Raw genomic sequence first — 15957 nt, forward strand, 5'->3', positions numbered from 1 at the left:
GCCTGTAGGGATGTAGGGGGTTGGTGTGAGCAGGATGCGGAAGCCGGGCGCCGTTTCCGTTTGTGCCGCCGATCGAACCGATGCGTACCACTCCGCTCCCACAGGAGCGAGCGTTGGTGACCGACGGCTTGAAGCCTCGCCCCATTGATTCCGTGCCCCCAATGTAACCCCATGCCCCCGACCTCCACCTCCTGCGCCCGCCTGCGCTGGCGCACCGGCAACCGCTTCCGCCTGCTCGCCGACGGCGAGCGCTTCTTCCCGGCGATGCTGGCGGCGATCGCGGGCGCCGAGCGTTACGTGCTGCTGGAGATGTACTTGATGGAGTCGGGTACGGTGGCCGGGCGCTTCGTCGCCGCGCTGGCCGATGCCGCCCGCCGCGGGGTGGCGGTCCACCTGCTGCTCGACGGGTTCGGCAGCCGGCGGTTGGGGGAGCGGGAGCGTGCCGCGCTGAGCGCAGCCGGGGTCGGGATCGCCATCCACAACCCGCTGCGCTACGGTTCGATCCGCCGCAACTTCTATCGCGACCACCGCAAGCTGCTGCTGGTGGACGGCGAGGTGGGTTTCGTCGGCGGCGCCGGGATCACCGATGAATTCCTCGGCGAGGCGGCCGGCGCGGCAGCGTGGCGGGAGACCATGGTGGAGGTGCATGGCCCCTGTCTGGGGGCGTGGCAGCGGCTGTTCGCCGAGAACTGGGCGCGTTGGGCCGGGGTGCCGCCGGCGGGGTTGGTCGACCCGCCCCGCGGCACCGGCGAGGGGCAGCTCGGCCGGGTCGCCCACACCCGCGGCGGGGTGCGCAACGAGATCCTGCGCTGCCTGATCCAGCGGGCGCGCAGCGCCGAGCGCCGGGTGTGGATCGCCACCGCCTACTTCGCCCCCTCCTGGAAGCTCAGGCGCACCCTCAAGCGGGCGGCCCGCCGCGGCGTCGACGTGCGCCTGCTGCTGCCCGGCCCGCTCACCGACCATCCGGCGGTGCGCCACGCCGGGCGCCGCTTCTACGGCCGGCTGCTCGGCGACGGGGTGCGCATCTTCGAGTACCAGCCCCGCTTCATGCACCAGAAGCTGCTGCTCTGCGACGACTGGGGGGCGGTCGGCTCGGCCAACGTCGACCGCTGGACCCTGCGCTGGAACCTGGAGGCCAACCAGGAGGTGGAGGACCCCGCCTTCGCCGCCGGGCTGGCCGCACTGTTCGAGGGCGACTTCGCGGAATCGCGTGAGATCGACTGCGACCAGTGGCGCCGCCGCTCCCGCTGGGGGCGGCTGCTGGAGTGGTTCTGGGGGCGGGTCGATCGCTGGATCGACCGACGGACGCCACCGCCGTGAGGCTGGCGGTCGGCTGTGATGACCCCGCGCGGATCGCCGAGGCGGCGGCGCTGGCCGAGCGGCTCGGCTTGCCCGTGTTAAGAGAAGAATCTCTCGCAGAGCTCGCGGAGGGGAAGACGCAGAGCGCGCAGAAAAGAGGTGGAATGGCGGAGCCATCTGCGCTCTCTGCGTCTTCTCTCTGCGATCTCCGCGTGAACTCTTCCACTTCCGAATTCACACACTTGCTGCTCTATTCCCGCGAGCGGTTGGAACTGAGGAGTGTGTCCCCCAAGGCGCCGGGGCCGGTGTATGCCGACTTCGTCGGTGGCAAGGTGGGCTATCGCCACCGCCACGGCGGCGGCCGCGGCCAGCCCATCGCCAAGGCGGTGGGGTTGCGGAAGGGGGCGGCACCGGGCGTGCTGGACGCCACCGCCGGCCTCGGCCGCGATGCCTTCGTGCTCGCCTCCCTGGGCTGCGCGGTGACCCTGGTCGAGCGCTCGCCGGTGGTCGCCGCGCTGCTGCGCGACGGTCTGCGGCGGGCGCAGAACGATCCCGAGGCCGCCGCGGTGGTGGTGCGAATGGCGCTGGTCGAGGAGGATGCCGTCGAGGCGATGGCGAGGCTCGCCGGCCGCTTCGAGGTGGTCCACCTCGATCCGATGTATCCCCACCGCGACAAGAGCGCCCTGGTGAAGAAGGAGATGCGGCTGTTCCGCGACTTGGTGGGGGAGGACCCCGATGCCGACCGTCTGCTGGCGGCGGCCCTCGCCTGCGCGGCGAAGCGGGTGGTGGTCAAGCGCCCGCGAGGGGCGCCACCGCTGGCGGACCGCCCGCCGAACCACACCGTGGAGAGCAAGACCACCCGCTACGACGTCTACCTCGCTGCGCCGGCCATGCGGGAAGAGGGATAGCCCGTCGGGCAGCCGCCCCGGATGCCCCTGGTTACCACGCTCCGCGTGGTAACCTCGCGTGGTAACCCCGCGAGGCAACGCATTTGCCGGCACGCCCCCACTGCGACGCCCCGCGTTACCCCCCGTCCGCTGTCCGAAGTCCTCTCCCCGCCCCCCCCCTCCGGACGCATGCCGTCCCCGGCGTCTCCACGCAGGGCGTGGAGACGAGGTTCACCTCCACGACGCCCCGCTCATCAACGCGATGCGGCCCCGTTTTTTCGTGCGCCCGGCGGTGTCGCCCCCGAAAACGACACCGCTCGTCGGTGATTCGAGTTCCCTTATGGTGACCGGGGAAATTCCCGAAAGACATTCAAACCAGTGTTTGCTATCGATCTCCCTTCCGAGGAATTGCATATCACGACACCCGGCCGAAAGCGGCCGTTCGGAAGGAAGGGGCGGATGGAGACGAACAGACCGACCTGGGGGCGCTTCCCCCCGCAACTCGACGAGCTGGTGACCGAACTGAACCGGCGCATCGACGGCGGCGCCACCCTCTGGGCCTACGGCTCGGCCCGGCTGGGGATGCGCGCGCTGGAGCTGGCCAACCCGCCGGGCCCGGTGGTCAAGGTGGGCCTCAACGCCGCCATCAACGGCATCCCCGCCCTCGACGTGGCGCTTGCGGTGGACTACTCGGCGCTGCGCGCGATCGGTCCCCACACCCGCCAGCCGGGCATGACCTTCCTCTTTCCCCGCCACCCGGAAGTGCTCTGCCCCGGATGCAAGGAGGGGCGCCCGCTGCCCGCCTTCGACGCGCAACACCCGCTGCCGCCGACGGCCGAGGAGGCGGCGCGGCGCGAGGGGTGGCGGGTGCGGCGGTTCGACTACCGGCGCCTCGGCAACCCCGGCGGCGGCAGCTACTACTACTCGGTCAAGCCCCACCCGCTGGGCTTCTTCACCTACCACGACGCCGCCGGCCGGCCGATGGTGATCAACGGCTTCGCCCGCCTCGACGACGACCAGCGGGAGGGCGCGGCGTACCGCATCGCGCTGCGCCTCGACCGCGATCGCCACGCCCGCCACCAGACCCTCAACGGCCTGCTCGCCGGCCGCTCGTTGTTCCCGCTGATGGACCTGCTGCTGCGCACCAACGCCGAGGAGATCCACATGACGGGCTTCTCCGACGAGAACCCCGACTACCGCATGACCAATCTGGTGGCCCGCCACTGGGCGGAGCTGCGCGGCAAGCGGCTGCGTTTCCACCTGCCCGACGTCGATGGCGAGCACCGGATCACCGGCGGCGGGTTCCGGGCGCTGCCTGCGCCGCCGGCGCCACTGAAACCGGCCACCGCCGCTCCTGCGGCGGCGGACACCTCCGCCGCCGCCCTGCCTTCCGCACCGGCCGTTCCTGCCGCGGAGATGGAGGAGACCTCGCCCCTCCACCTGGTGATCCCCTACTTCGACAGCGGCGAGCCCGCCCTGGCCGTGGCGGCGACGACGCCGCCGCAGGTGGTCACCACCGTCGGCTACTCCCTCTCCGCCGGCGCCGCCGACCCGATCGCCAACCCGATCTCGACCGCCACCCGCCTCGCCTCCAGTGCGGAGAGCGCCGCAATCCGCGCCGCCAACCTGCGGCGCACGCTGCTCTCCATCGACCGTGCCGCCCGCCGCTCGTCGCAGCGGGTCGCCGTGCTGCTGGTGGAGGTGACCGCCGACGGTGCCTCGCCGGCGCCGCTGCCCGCCGGCCTCGACCTCCCCGTGGAGCGGTTGACCCTGCGCGGCGACGGCAACCGCCGCTTCCCCAAACAGTTCCTCTTCGCCTGCGCCCTGGAGTGGCTGCGCCGGCGCCACGGCGGCGCGGCCGCGGCACTGCTCCACGACGCCGACGTGCCGGTTACCGATCCCGCCTTCTTCCGGCGGGTGGTCAACGGCCTCGGCGAGAAGCGCTTCGTCCACGGCGTCACCAAGGGGATCTACCTCGATCCGGCGCTCAACGGCGCGGTGCTCGGCGAACTGCTCGACGGCGAGGGGCGCTGCTCGCCCGCGATCCTCGACGGATTGCTCGACGGGCTGTTCAGCAACCGCCTCTCCAACGAGGTCTCGCGCAACCTCTTCACCGCCTCCCGCCGGCTGCGCTCGACCGCCCGCGGGGCGGCGTGGCGGCTGCCGCCGGGGGATCGGGTCGCGGTGGAGTACCTGCGCCGCCTGCAGCGCCACTATCACGCGCCCCAGCAGGTCAACTTCCACTTCCCCGGCCTCTCGTGGGCCGGGCGGGTGGGCGACCTGCTGGAGGCGATCTGGCCCTCGGCGCTGTTCACCGGCTGGGGCTTCGAGGACTCCACCCTGATGGAGTGCGCGCGCAAGCTGTGGGGCGACGGCGAGCGTGCCGACGGGGTCGGCTGCATCGTCGGCCCGAGCGGCCTGCTCAGCCATCGCGGCATCCCCCTGGGCGACGCGCTGCACCAGTACCACCCGGTGCTGCCCGGCCTGCCGTGGCGCCGGCCGGGCGAGGGCGACGCTCACCGCGATCGCCTCTTCGCCTTCGAGCTGAAGAAGGCGGTGCAGTTGCGCGTCGCCGAATCCACCCGCTACGACGCCCACTGGATCAGCTGGCTCTCATGGATGGCCCGCGCCGGCCGCGGCGGGCGGCTGGTGGCGCAGGCGCTGGAGGCGCGCGTGCTGCCCGCCTTCAACATGGTCGAGGAGCTGGCACAACTGTTCCACTTCCACCGCCCCGGCGAGCCGGGCGCGGTCGATCTGGACGCGCTTGTCGCCTACTACGACTACTGGCGCCGCCGCGGCCAGCCGTGGCGGCTCTACGACCGTCCCGGTGGCGGCCACGGCCGCGAGGGGAGTCTGTTCAGCGAGGACCCGTCGTTCCGCCGCTGGGCCGCGGAGCGGGGGATCCACCCCGCCGACCTGCTGCTGACCATCGCCCCGCGCCTCAGCACTGGCGCCGGGCGCGCGCGGGCGGCGTAGACCCCGTTGGGGCCCCTCCCGCCCGCGTCGTGAATCCTGCGGCAGCCTCCTGGTCCTGTGCCGATGTGGAAGGCGCTTGCTCTTCGTTCGCTCGCGCGGAGTGAATTTATCGGTGGCAGTTTCGTTTGACACGGCGCCCCGTGGGCGCCGTGTCAAACGAGGGCAGCGCGTCTGAACGCTCGCGTACACCTCAATGCCACTCCCGGCTTCCTCTCACCCAACGCTCGCTCGGAAGATCTCCGCTCCCCTCTGCGCTGCAGTGGACAGCCACGCTGTCAGGTAGACCGAGCACTGGTAGTACACTGGGCAGACCATGTCCCCGCCCACCGCCACCAACCTCGCCGACCTGATCCGGGAGTCCGAGGGACTGCTCGCCGGCTTCGAGCTGAAGGCGTTGCCCAAAGGTCACCTGCTCAGCGCCCCGGGGAGTCCGCGCAACCAGGTGTTCATCGTCCGTTCCGGGCGCCTGCGGGTCTATCTCGCCGGCGAGAGCCGCGAGCTCACCTTGAGCTTCCTGGAGAGCGGCGACATCTACACCACCCACACCCCGACCTACGTCGAGAGCGTCGAGCCGAGTGCCATCTGGGTGATGGAGACCGAGGCGTTCGCCCGCAAGCTGGCCACCGACCCGAGCGTCACCCCGGCCATGATGCGGGTGCTCGGCCGGCTGCTGGCCAACGCCGTGACGCTGATCGAGGACCTCGCCTTCCGCGAGGTGCCCGCCCGCCTCGCGCGCTTCCTCATCGGCCTGGTGGAGCGGCGCGGGCAGCGGCGCGACGACGGCTGGCAGGTGCCGATGGAACTCGGCATGGAGGAGATTGCCAGCTTGCTCGGCAGCACCCGCCAGACCGTCTCCTCGTTGATCAACCAGTGGGAGCGCGAGGGGATCATCCAGCGCCAGGGGCGGCGCAGCCTGCTGATCCGCTCGCGGGAGGCGCTGGAGGGGCTCTACCGCCGGGAGTGAGTGTCGGCCGGCCGACGGACGGCCGGGGTGCGGCCCGCTACACTCTCCCCTCGCGATAGACCCGGAGGAGAGCCCCATGCCCCACACCAACGACACCACCCGGCCGGTCACCGACCGCTACATCACCTTCGTCGACATCGACTGCGACGGCAACGCCCGCCGGATCATGGAGCACATCGAGCGCCACCTGGAGATCCCGGAGCGCAACAACGTCTTCTGGCAGTACTTCACCAAGAAGCGCCAGGGCGGTGCTGGTTCCGGCTCCGGCCCCGCCCCCGACGACCTGTTCCTGATCCACTCCAACATCAACCAGGTGCGCGAGCTGTTCGAGACCTGGGAGGACGAAGAGGCGCTGGAGCTGCTGATGCAGCTCGAAGAGGAGTGCTGCTGAGCCGGCCCCGCCAGACATCGCGCAAATACGGGGCGGAGGACCTTCCAGGCGCCCGTTGGGCTACGCCGGCGCTCAACCCAGCCTACGTACTTCTACTGGTCCGTGGTGACATCCTCGCCTGTGGGAGTGGCCTTCAGACCGCGATGGCGCCGCCGCCATTCCCGCCGTTATCCGCAACCGAAGCAACCTGCTCCGCCTCCATCGCAGCCTAAGGGCCGCCCCGCCGGAGAGTGCGGAGAATCTTCCGGGAGCCGGTGCGCCAATGAGGCCCCGGCAAAGAGCTGGGGAATAAGGTGTGGTTTCCCCTCGTTACCACGCTCTGCGTGGTAACGGGCTGCCTCGACGCTCTGCGTCGTGCTGAGCGGGGCGCAGAGCCGGAACGCCGGAGTGGACGCAGAGCGTCCGAAGAGTGGTTACGACGCGGAGCGTCATAACCAGAACCCCCCCCTCTCGTGACCACGCTCCGCGTGGTCACGGTTGGCCGTTCGACGCTCCGCGTCGTGCCGGATGGGGCACTTCGCCGAGATGCCGGAGTGGACGCAGAGCGTCCGAAGAGTGGTTACGACGCGGAGCGTCCTAACCAGAACCCCCCCTCTCGTGACCACGCTCCGCGTGGTCACGGTTGGCCGCTCGGCGCTCTGCGTCGTGCCGGATGGGGCACTCCGCCGAGACGCCGGAGTGGACGCAGAGCGTCCGAAAGAGTGGTTACGACGCGGAGCGTCCTAACCAGAAACCACCCACCCCCCCCTCTCGTGACCACGCTCCGCGTGGTCACGGTTGGCCGCTCGACGCTCTGCGTCGTGCCGGATGGGGCACTCCGCCGAGACGCCGGAGTGGACGCAGAGCGTCCGGAAGAGTGGTTACGACGCGGAGCGTCATAACCAGAATCCCCCTCCCTCTCGTGACCACGCTCCGCGTGGTCACGGGTGGCCGCTCGACGCTCTGCGTCGTGCCGGATGGGGCACTCTATCGAGACGCCGGAGTGGACGCAGAGCGTCCGGAAGAGTGGTTACGACGCGGAGCGTCCTAACCAGAAACCACTCCCCCCTCTCGTGACCACGCTCCGCGTGGTCACGGTTGGCCGCTCGACGCTCTGCGTCGTGCCGGATGGGGCACTCCGCCGAGACGCCGGAGTGGACGCAGAGCGTCCAAAGAGTGGTTACGACGCGGAGCGTCATAACCAGATTCTTTGAGTCAGGTGGAGGCTTCAATGAGGCCCCGGCAAAAAACCGGGGAATAGCATTTGGGGTGGGAAGATTCGCATCATCTCCACCCAGCTTCAATGAGGCCCCGGCAAAAAACCGGGGAATAGAGCGCTATTCGTGGCGCTATTCCGCGTGCTCATCCGGCTTCAATGAGGCCCCGGCAAAAAACCGGGGAATAGCGATTTAGTGGTTCCCGTTATTAGCGACAACTCATGCTTCAATGAGGCCCCGGCAAAAAACCGGGGAATAGGACGTGAGCATCGACGGGCTGAGAGTCACCACGCTACAGCTTCAATGAGGCCCCGGCAAAAAACCGGGGAATAGGGCGGTGGAGATCGACTTCATCACCGTCCCACAGCCGCTTCAATGAGGCCCCGGCAAAAAACCGGGGAATAGGGGCCAATCTGCGCACCCTCGGTCAGCTCACCAAGGCGCTTCAATGAGGCCCCGGCAAAAAACCGGGGAATAGGGTGCGGCTCTCCATTGATCGTGGCCGGTACGCCTGCTTCAATGAGGCCCCGGCAAAAAACCGGGGAATAGCGTTCGTGGGCGGCGATCATCGCGCCGATGGGCCTGGCTTCAATGAGGCCCCGGCAAAAAACCGGGGAATAGCAGCAGCAGCACCACACCCAACGCATCGGACGGCTCATGCTTCAATGAGGCCCCGGCAAAAAACCGGGGAATAGCCGAGGAGGTCGGCGGTGCCCTCGTCGCCGGAGGTGCGCTTCAATGAGGCCCCGGCAAAAAACCGGGGAATAGCTCGACGTGCTCGACCTGGCCCGCATGATCGGACACCAGCTTCAATGAGGCCCCGGCAAAAAACCGGGGAATAGTTTATTGCTCAGGCGAAAGCGGCTGCTGGAAGGCGTGCTTCAATGAGGCCCCGGCAAAAAACCGGGGAATAGCGGCAAGATGGCCGACATTATGAAGGACACCGCCGAGCTTCAATGAGGCCCCGGCAAAAAACCGGGGAATAGATGGTATATCTGTAACGAGTAATAGATTTGATGGCGTGCTTCAATGAGGCCCCGGCAAAAAACCGGGGAATAGCCGCCGGCCCGATGCACCGGGTGCCCAACCTCCAGTTGCTTCAATGAGGCCCCGGCAAAAAACCGGGGAATAGCGGAGGCGGTCAGGGGTGGCGAGATCGGTAAGACGGCGCTTCAATGAGGCCCCGGCAAAAAACCGGGGAATAGGGCAAGCGGAAACGCAGCAACCACGCGGCCTGTGGCCGCTTCAATGAGGCCCCGGCAAAAAACCGGGGAATAGTGCCGACATTAAAACATTAGACATATCTTCTGAGAATCCGCTTCAATGAGGCCCCGGCAAAAAACCGGGGAATAGAAACGGCGGTGACCGACTGGTTCGCAAAATCATGGGTGCTTCAATGAGGCCCCGGCAAAAAACCGGGGAATAGGCTGAAATTGATCGTTGGTCACCTCTACGAGAATCGCGCTTCAATGAGGCCCCGGCAAAAAACCGGGGAATAGGTCCCCAAGAAGTACATTTACGGCACCAACCTGCTCGCTTCAATGAGGCCCCGGCAAAAAACCGGGGAATAGGGACCCGTTTGGAGCCCTTGTGGCGCAAGGGTTTCAGGCCCGTTTTGCGAGCGGTCCCTGTGGGCGAAAAAGTTATCCACAGATTTGACCCCTTCCAGCCGTTTGGCAGGTGCTGTTTTCTTTCCGTTTTTCAAAGAGCTGCGATTTTGCGAGCGGTCCCCCCGGAAATCCGGCACCACTGGACCGCTCGCAAAACCGCGGCGGGGCGGATCGGGCCGCCGCGCCGCTCCATGGTGGCCGATCCCGCGGCGGCGGGCAAGGGGCCTGCCGTCACGGACGGGCGTGGACCAGCAGCTCCATCAGGTTGAGCAGCCGGCGGCGGTGCTCGTCGTCGGGCAGGGCGCGCCAGATGGCGAGCAGCCCCGCCTCCCGTTCGTCGCAGCTGGCCGCGCTCCACGCCCCCGGCTCCTTCTGCAGGATGGCGCGGATGCGCTCCCGCTCATCCGGTGGTTCGTCAAACTCTTCAAAAAACCAGGAGATCGGGAGTTCATAGGCTCGCGCGAGGCGGTAGAGCTGGACCACGTTGATCATGTTTTCGCCGCTCTCCATGCGGCTCATGCTGCTGGCCTCTACGCTGGCGATTGCTCCCATCTTGTCCTGCCCCGGAAGGCCCGCCAGTTCGCGTGCCAATTGAAGGCGAGAGGCTACGTGAAAGTGGAGTGGGTGGCTCTTGTCGTCACGCTTGCTCATGTCTTTTACGCAAAAATCCCTTGATTGATGCGTCAAGCGTGATTTCGTGGCAGGGCCTAATCAATGCGTGGAGATCAAATCAATGTCTTTGTATTGCGTAAAAGTCATGACCGGATAACAATGTTAGTGTTTTTGGTTGCCTGGGGCCGGATGTGCCCGCCGCGATCTTTCCGGTGGCACCGGCATTGGTATGGACTCGGGCGCTGCAACCGGCAGCGCCCGCCCGATGGGAGGGGATGGGATGACGGAGGAGATTGGCGTGGTGTCGGGCGCAGGGGGGGCGGTCAATCCGCTGATCCGCCCCACCCTGGGGGAGACGGCGGCGGTCTGCTGTTCGTTGCTGGAGGTGCTCGCCTCGGTGGAGCTGGGGGCGGAGGTGCCGTGGAAGCTGGGGGTGGGGCTGCCGGCCGCGCTGCGTTCGGTCCAGGTGGCCCTGGAGTCCCATCCGGAGGTGGCGGCGGTGGTCCGCGGGTTCGAGGAGGCCGACGCCCCGTCGACCCGCTGAGCCGGCGCCGCGGGCGGCGGGGCACCGGCTGTGCGGGTTCTCCCTACTGGGCCCCCCGCCGCCGATCTGGTATCAATCCCCTACACGAACAACGGACAAGGGGAGTGATTGCGATGAAGAAACGAGTGTTTGCCGCCCTGCTGGGCCTGGCCGTCGTCGCCGGCACGCCGGCCCAAGCCGAGGAGCGGATGGTGGTCAGCATCCAGCGGATGACCATGGAGACGGCGCTGGCCATCGCCAAGGGGGCGATCGAGGCGTGTCGGGCCAAGGGGATCCAGATCGGTGTCACGGTGGTCGACCGCGGCGGCAATCCGCAGGTGATGCTGCGTGACGTGCTGGCCCCCGACCTGACCATCGACATCAGCCGCAAGAAGGCCTATACCGCGATGTCCTTCATGGCCGCCACCTCCGCCCTGGTGGGGCGCTTCCCCGGTTCCTACGGGGTGGGCAAGCACGAGCCGTTGCTGGTTTCGGCCGGCGGCCTGCCGGTCCAGGCGGGGGGCGTCTTCCTCGGCGGGGTCGGGGTGAGCGGCGCGCCAGGGGGCGAGATCGACGAGGCGTGCGCCCAGGCGGGGATCGACGCGGTGGCCGCCGACCTGGAGATGGGGATGTAGCGCGCCGCGCCGCGGCGTGGATTCGGGCGCCTGGCGGCGCCCGTTTTTTATCGTTACCGTTTCATGGCACTCCCGGGGGATCCCTGTTACCTTTGCCCCCAACCCTCAACCCATCTCCAAACACCGGAGTTCCGACATGAACGTCGCGGATCTGATCGAGAAGCTGAGTGCCCTGCCTCCCGAGCTGGAGGTGATCGCCTGGGACGACGAGACCCAGGTGGTGGTGGGGGTGAAGGAGCTGGCGGAGGTGCGGGTCGGCGAATTCGGCCACGACCTGACCCTCTCCGAGTCGGGGACCCCCGCGCTGCTGCTGCTCAACGACGCCCAGGGGCTGGATACGGTGATGGAGAACATCGCCGAGATGGGGGCGATGATGGCGAGTCTGGAGGGGGACCCGACGCGGCTCCACGGCAAGCACTCCCTCGGTATCGTCGATCGGGAGGGCGACTGAGGGCTACCACGCGCTGCGTGGTAGCCGGCTGCCTCGGACGCTCTGCGTCCGGTTTCGGTTGGCGGAGGAGGACGCAGAGCGTCGGGGTGGCGCGTTACCACGCGGAGCGTGGTAACGAGGAGTAGGAGGGAGGGCGGGGGAAAAGAACCTCTGGTTACCACGCTCCGCGTGGTAACCGGTCACCTTGGACGCTCCGCGTCATTCGTTACTTTTTGTGTTGTTTTTCGTCTGTCTTATTGTGTGTCTCGGTCGTTGGTTCTAGACTCGGACCTGTTCTTCGCCAAGGAAGCAGGCCGACGCCGATGGGACGCACCCGCTACCGTATCACCCTCCCCGACCAGCCCCATTTCCTGACCTGCACCATCGTTCGCTGGCTGCCGCTGTTCGCCCGTCCCGAGGCGGCGGCATTGATCTTCGATTCCCTCGGTTGGCTCCACGCCCGGGCGCGCCTGCGTCTCTACGGGTACGTGGTGATGGAGAATCATCTCCATCTGGTCGCCTCGGCGGGGGATCTTTCGCGGGAGTTGCGTGCCTTCAAGTCGTTTACCGCCCGTGGGGTGGTGGAGCTGCTCCAGCGCAAGGGGGAGCGGGAGACGTTGCGTCTGTTGCGCACCGTGCGGGCGGAGCGTTTGGGGGACCGGGACCATCAGGTCTGGCAGGAGGGAAGCCGTCCGCAGTTGATCCAGAATGCGCAGATGTTGCGGCAGAAGCTGGAGTACATCCACTACAACCCGGTGCGGCGGGGGTACGTGGACGATCCGGTGCATTGGCGCTATTCGAGTGCGCGGGTCTATGCGGGGGAGGAGGGGCTGCTGCCGGTTTGTCGGGATTGGTAAGGCCTGCAAGCCCTGGTTACCACGCTCCGCGTGGTAACCGGTTACCTTGGACGCTCTGCGTCTTGCGTCGGTTGCCGGGGGACGACGCAGAGCGTCGGGGTGGCGCGTTACCACGCAGAGCGTGGTAACGAGGAGCGGGAAGGGGGGAAAAGAACCTCTGGTTACCACGCTCCGCGTGGTAACCGGTCACCTTGGACGCTCTGCGTCCTGCGTCGGTTGCCGGGGGGGCGACGCAGAGCGTCGGGGTGGCGCGTTACCACGCGGAGCGTGGTAACGAGGAGCGGGAAGGGGGGAAAAGAACCTCTGGTTACCACGCTCCGCGTGGTAACCGGTCACCTTGGACGCTCTGCGTCCTGCGTCGGTTGCCGGGGGACGACGCAGAGCGTCGGGGTGGCGCGTTACCACGCAGAGCGTGGTAACGAGGAGCGGGAGGACGGGCGGGGGAAAAGAAGCGCTGGTTACCACGCGGAGCGTGGTAGCGAGAGGGGGAGGCGGGTGAGGTCCAGGTGCTGCTCGATGGCGTCGGCCAGGCGATCGATCTCCCGTTCCCGTAGCGCCTCGTAGTCGGGGGTCTCGGGGTTCTCCAGGCCGGCCCAGCGCAGCAGCGCGTCGCACGCCTGCGGCTTGTCGAACAGGCCGTGGAGGTAGCTGGCGAGGAGCTGGCCGTCTGCCGACAGGGCGCCGTCGTCGCGCCCCACCAGGCGCACCGCGGGGCGGGCCAGGGCGGGGCCTTCGGTGATCCCGGCGTGGATCTCGTAGCCGGTTACCGCCACCTCCTCCAGGCTGAGCCACCCCGCCACCTGCTCCAGCCGCTTGCCCTCCCGCAACGTGGTCTCGTAGTCGAACAGTCCCAACCCCTCCAGACTGCCGGCGGGCCCCTCCAGCCCGAGCGGGTCGTGAACCGCGCGGCCGAGCATCTGCAGGCCGCCGCAGATGCCGATCAGCTTGCCGCCGTAGCGCAGGTGGCGGCGGATCGCCGGCTCCCAGCCGTGGTGGCGCAGCCACTCGAGGTCGGCGCGCACCGACTTGCTGCCGGGCAGGACGATCAGGTCGGCGGCGGGGATCGGCTCGCGCGGGCCGACGAAGTGGAAGCTCACCTGCGGGTGGTGGCGCAGCGGGTCGAAGTCGGTGTGGTTGCTGATCCGCGGGGTGACCGGGGCGATCACCTTGAGCCGCCCCTCGCCCCCCGCGGGGCGCTCGCGGGGCACCGCGTCCTCGGCCTCGATGTGCAGCCCGTGGAGGTAGGGAAGCACGCCGAGCACCGGCTTGCCGGTGCGCGCCTCCAGCCAGTCGAGGCCCGGCTGGAGCAGCGAGAGATCGCCGCGGAAGCGGTTGATGACGAAGCCTACGACCCGCGCCTGCTCGCTCGCGCTCAACAGCTCCAGGGTCCCCACCAGATGGGCGAAGACCCCGCCGCGGTCGATGTCGGCGATCAGGATCACCGGGCAGTCCACCGCCTCGGCGAAGCCCATGTTGGCGATGTCGCGGTCGCGCAGGTTGATCTCCGCGGGGCTGCCGGCCCCTTCCACGACGATGGTTTCGTACTGTTCCAGCAGGCGGCCGTGGGACTCCAGCACCGCGGCCATGGCGACGCTCTTGTAGTCGTGGTAGGCGCGGGCGTCCATGGTGTCCAGCGGCTGGCCGTGGATGATCACCTGGGCGCCGACGTCGGTGTTGGGCTTGAGCAGCACCGGGTTCATGTCGGTGTGGGGTGGGACCCCGGCGGCCTGCGCCTGCACCGCCTGGGCGCGGCCGATCTCGCCGCCCTCGGCGGTGACCGCGCTGTTCAGCGCCATGTTCTGCGGCTTGAACGGCGCCACCTTCACCCCGCGCCGTTTCAGCACGCGGCACAGCCCGGCCACCAGCACGCTCTTGCCGGCGTCCGAGGTGGTGCCTTGGACCATCAGGGTTCTTGTACGCATGGGTGCTTGAAACGCGGAGGACGCAGAGGCGCGGAGAACGCAGAGATAGAGATCGATTGCTGGTGTGGGAGCAGCCGCGATGTTCTGAAAGAATCGCGGCCTCGGGGCCGCTCCTACACCAAGCAATATCTGTGTTCTTCTCTGCGTCTTTGCGTCCTCCGCGTTCCTTCTCAGCGCCTCAATCAGAACCCCGTCACCGCATGGTGACCAGTTCCTCGGAGGCGGTGGGGTGGATGGCGACGGTGTCGTCGAATTCGCGCTTGGGCAGGTTGAGGCGCACGCCGATGGCGAAGCCCTGCAGCATCTCGTCGGCCCCCGGGCCGATGATGTGGCACCCCACCACCTTCTCCTGGGCGCCGACGCAGACCAGCTTCATGCCGATCTTGGTGTGGCCGCCGGAGAGCGCGTGGTACATCGGGGTGAAGCGGGTCTGGTAGATCTTCACCGCGTCGCCGTGCTCCTTGCGCGCCTGCTCCTCGGAGAGGCCGACGGTGCCCATCGGCGGGTGGCTGAAGACCACCGTGGCGACGTTGTCGTAGTCCATCTTGCGCTCCGGCTTGCCGCCGAAGAGGCGGTCGCCGAGGCGGCGGGCGGCGGCGATCGCCACCGGGGTGAGGGCGATCTGGCCGGTGCAGTCGCCCAGCGCGTAGACCCCGGGGACGTTGGTGTTCTGGTACTCGTCGGTGGGGATGAAGCCGCGCTCGTCGACCTCGACGCCGGCCTCTGCCAGGCCCAGATTATCGGTCAGCGGGCGGCGCCCCACCGCCCAGATCAGCTGGTCGTAGCCGCTGTGGCACTCGCCGCCGCGGGTGCGGATGCACAGCGCGCCGTCCTCCTGGCGCTCCACCGCGGCGATGTGCACCTCGGAGAGGATGCCGATGCCGTCGGCCAGCATCTCCTCCATCAGTCCCTCGCGCAGCATCGAGTCGAAGTGGCGCAGCACCTGGTGGCCGCGCAGCATCAGGGTCACCTTGGAGCCCAGGGCGTTGAGCAGGCCGGCGATCTCCACCGCGATGTAGCCGGAGCCGACGATGGCGACGTGGTCGGGCAGTTCGTCCAACTCGAAGAAACCGTTGGAGTCGATACCGAATTCGGCGCCGGGGACCTCGGGGACGACCGGCTCGCCGCCGGGGCTGATGACGATGTGGTCGGCGCTGTAACGCTCGCCGTTCACCTCCAGGGTCTTCGGACCGACGAATTTGGCGCGCCCCTGGAGGTGGTCGATGTCGGAGTCCTTGAGGTAGCTGCCGTACCAGTCGAGGATGCCGTTGATGTAGTCGTCGCGGCCCGCCTTGAGGGTCTTCCAGTCGAAGCCGTGGACGGTGACGTCGAAGCCGTAGCCCTTCGCCTCCTTGAGAACCGAGGCGACCTGGGCGCCGTTCCACATCACCTTCTTCGGCACGCAGCCGACGTTGACGCAGGTGCCGCCCAGCTTGTTCATCTCCACCACCGCGGCGCGCTTGCCGTACATCGCGGCGCGCTCCGCCGCCGACAGGCCGCCGCTGCCGCCGCCGATGGCGATCAGGTCGTAGTGTTTGGTCATGGGACACCTCTGCAGTCGTTGGGGCGAAGGGGCGCCATTATGCCCGCCGGGGGTGGTTCGCTGCCACCGCCGCGACGTGAGCGGAAGCTGCGGGGGCAGGGGTGCGGATACC

General features: G+C 68.1%; 12 protein-coding genes and 1 CRISPR repeat array. Of the genes, 9 read left to right on the plus strand and 3 right to left on the minus strand.

The features are described 5' to 3' along the window. Window positions 1-171 precede the first annotated feature (171 nt). The 5 genes from ACYQ2W_RS14810 (at window position 172) to cowN (ending at window position 6517) form a co-directional block, all read left to right on the plus strand. Window positions 172-1320 (plus strand): phospholipase D-like domain-containing protein, encoded by a 1149-nt coding sequence (locus ACYQ2W_RS14810; RefSeq protein ID WP_459868665.1) that lies wholly within the window; start codon window positions 172-174, stop codon window positions 1318-1320. 143 nt (window positions 1321-1463) lie between these two features. Further along, window positions 1464-2207, plus strand: a complete 744-nt coding sequence (locus ACYQ2W_RS14815) for a class I SAM-dependent methyltransferase (protein ID WP_459868667.1) — start codon at window positions 1464-1466, stop codon at window positions 2205-2207. A gap of 438 nt (window positions 2208-2645) precedes the next feature. Beyond that, window positions 2646-5162, plus strand: coding sequence for a hypothetical protein (locus tag ACYQ2W_RS14820; RefSeq protein ID WP_459868669.1), 2517 nt, complete (start codon window positions 2646-2648; stop codon window positions 5160-5162). Window positions 5163-5475: 313 nt separating this feature from the next. After that, window positions 5476-6126 carry a Crp/Fnr family transcriptional regulator gene (locus tag ACYQ2W_RS14825; protein ID WP_459868671.1) on the plus strand — a complete coding sequence of 217 codons (651 nt, stop codon included), beginning with the start codon at window positions 5476-5478 and terminating at the stop codon, window positions 6124-6126. A gap of 76 nt (window positions 6127-6202) precedes the next feature. Next, window positions 6203-6517 (plus strand): N(2)-fixation sustaining protein CowN, encoded by a 315-nt coding sequence (cowN, locus tag ACYQ2W_RS14830; protein ID WP_459868673.1) that lies wholly within the window; start codon window positions 6203-6205, stop codon window positions 6515-6517. A 1204-nt stretch (window positions 6518-7721) separates the two neighbouring features. Continuing rightward, window positions 7722-9284: direct repeats of the CRISPR family, unit length 36 nt; unit sequence GCTTCAATGAGGCCCCGGCAAAAAACCGGGGAATAG. Window positions 9285-9554: 270 nt separating this feature from the next. On the opposite strand, the gene ACYQ2W_RS14835 is transcribed toward cowN, so the two are convergent. Further along, on the minus strand, window positions 9555-9842 hold the full coding sequence (locus ACYQ2W_RS14835; RefSeq protein WP_459868676.1) for a hypothetical protein: 288 nt from the start codon (window positions 9840-9842) through the stop codon (window positions 9555-9557). 373 nt (window positions 9843-10215) lie between these two features. Here ACYQ2W_RS14835 and ACYQ2W_RS14840 point away from each other — a divergent pair, with 373 nt between their 5' ends. The 4 genes from ACYQ2W_RS14840 to ACYQ2W_RS14855 all read left to right on the plus strand — a co-directional run bounded on the left by ACYQ2W_RS14840 (window position 10216) and on the right by ACYQ2W_RS14855 (window position 12380). Beyond that, window positions 10216-10479 (plus strand): hypothetical protein, encoded by a 264-nt coding sequence (locus ACYQ2W_RS14840; protein WP_459868679.1) that lies wholly within the window; start codon window positions 10216-10218, stop codon window positions 10477-10479. Window positions 10480-10592: 113 nt separating this feature from the next. Further along, entirely contained in the window at window positions 10593-11093 is a 501-nt protein-coding gene (locus ACYQ2W_RS14845) for a GlcG/HbpS family heme-binding protein (protein WP_459868682.1), read from the plus strand. Window positions 11094-11229: 136 nt separating this feature from the next. Further along, on the plus strand, window positions 11230-11544 hold the full coding sequence (locus ACYQ2W_RS14850) for a hypothetical protein (protein ID WP_459868685.1): 315 nt from the start codon (window positions 11230-11232) through the stop codon (window positions 11542-11544). A gap of 302 nt (window positions 11545-11846) precedes the next feature. Continuing rightward, a complete protein-coding gene (locus tag ACYQ2W_RS14855) occupies window positions 11847-12380 on the plus strand; it encodes an REP-associated tyrosine transposase (RefSeq protein WP_459868688.1) in 534 nt (177 codons plus the stop codon). A 458-nt stretch (window positions 12381-12838) separates the two neighbouring features. Here ACYQ2W_RS14855 and ACYQ2W_RS14860 read toward each other — a convergent pair whose 3' ends face one another. Further along, entirely contained in the window at window positions 12839-14302 is a 1464-nt protein-coding gene (locus tag ACYQ2W_RS14860) for a cobyric acid synthase (RefSeq protein ID WP_459868691.1), read from the minus strand. Between the two features lie 193 nt (window positions 14303-14495). Continuing rightward, window positions 14496-15845, minus strand: coding sequence for a glutathione-disulfide reductase (gorA, locus tag ACYQ2W_RS14865; protein ID WP_459868694.1), 1350 nt, complete (start codon window positions 15843-15845; stop codon window positions 14496-14498). Window positions 15846-15957 lie beyond the last annotated feature (112 nt).

It is taken from the genome of Endothiovibrio diazotrophicus, assembly GCF_054657215.1.

What these genes read in the sequence shown, in the direction of transcription:
- ACYQ2W_RS14850 (WP_459868685.1), top strand. Translation starts at nt 11,230, where the DNA reads ATGAACGTCGCGGATCTGATCGAGAAGCTGAGTGCCCTGCCTCCCGAG.
- ACYQ2W_RS14825 (WP_459868671.1), top strand. Translation starts at nt 5,476, where the DNA reads ATGTCCCCGCCCACCGCCACCAACCTCGCCGACCTGATCCGGGAGTCC.
- ACYQ2W_RS14855 (WP_459868688.1), top strand. Translation starts at nt 11,847, where the DNA reads ATGGGACGCACCCGCTACCGTATCACCCTCCCCGACCAGCCCCATTTC.
- ACYQ2W_RS14815 (WP_459868667.1), top strand. Translation starts at nt 1,464, where the DNA reads ATGGCGGAGCCATCTGCGCTCTCTGCGTCTTCTCTCTGCGATCTCCGC.
- ACYQ2W_RS14835 (WP_459868676.1), bottom strand. Translation starts at nt 9,842, where the DNA reads ATGAGCCGCATGGAGAGCGGCGAAAACATGATCAACGTGGTCCAGCTC.
- ACYQ2W_RS14845 (WP_459868682.1), top strand. Translation starts at nt 10,593, where the DNA reads ATGAAGAAACGAGTGTTTGCCGCCCTGCTGGGCCTGGCCGTCGTCGCC.
- ACYQ2W_RS14820 (WP_459868669.1), top strand. Translation starts at nt 2,646, where the DNA reads ATGGAGACGAACAGACCGACCTGGGGGCGCTTCCCCCCGCAACTCGAC.
- cowN (WP_459868673.1), top strand. Translation starts at nt 6,203, where the DNA reads ATGCCCCACACCAACGACACCACCCGGCCGGTCACCGACCGCTACATC.
- ACYQ2W_RS14860 (WP_459868691.1), bottom strand. Translation starts at nt 14,302, where the DNA reads ATGCGTACAAGAACCCTGATGGTCCAAGGCACCACCTCGGACGCCGGC.
- gorA (WP_459868694.1), bottom strand. Translation starts at nt 15,845, where the DNA reads ATGACCAAACACTACGACCTGATCGCCATCGGCGGCGGCAGCGGCGGC.
- ACYQ2W_RS14810 (WP_459868665.1), top strand. Translation starts at nt 172, where the DNA reads ATGCCCCCGACCTCCACCTCCTGCGCCCGCCTGCGCTGGCGCACCGGC.
- ACYQ2W_RS14840 (WP_459868679.1), top strand. Translation starts at nt 10,216, where the DNA reads ATGACGGAGGAGATTGGCGTGGTGTCGGGCGCAGGGGGGGCGGTCAAT.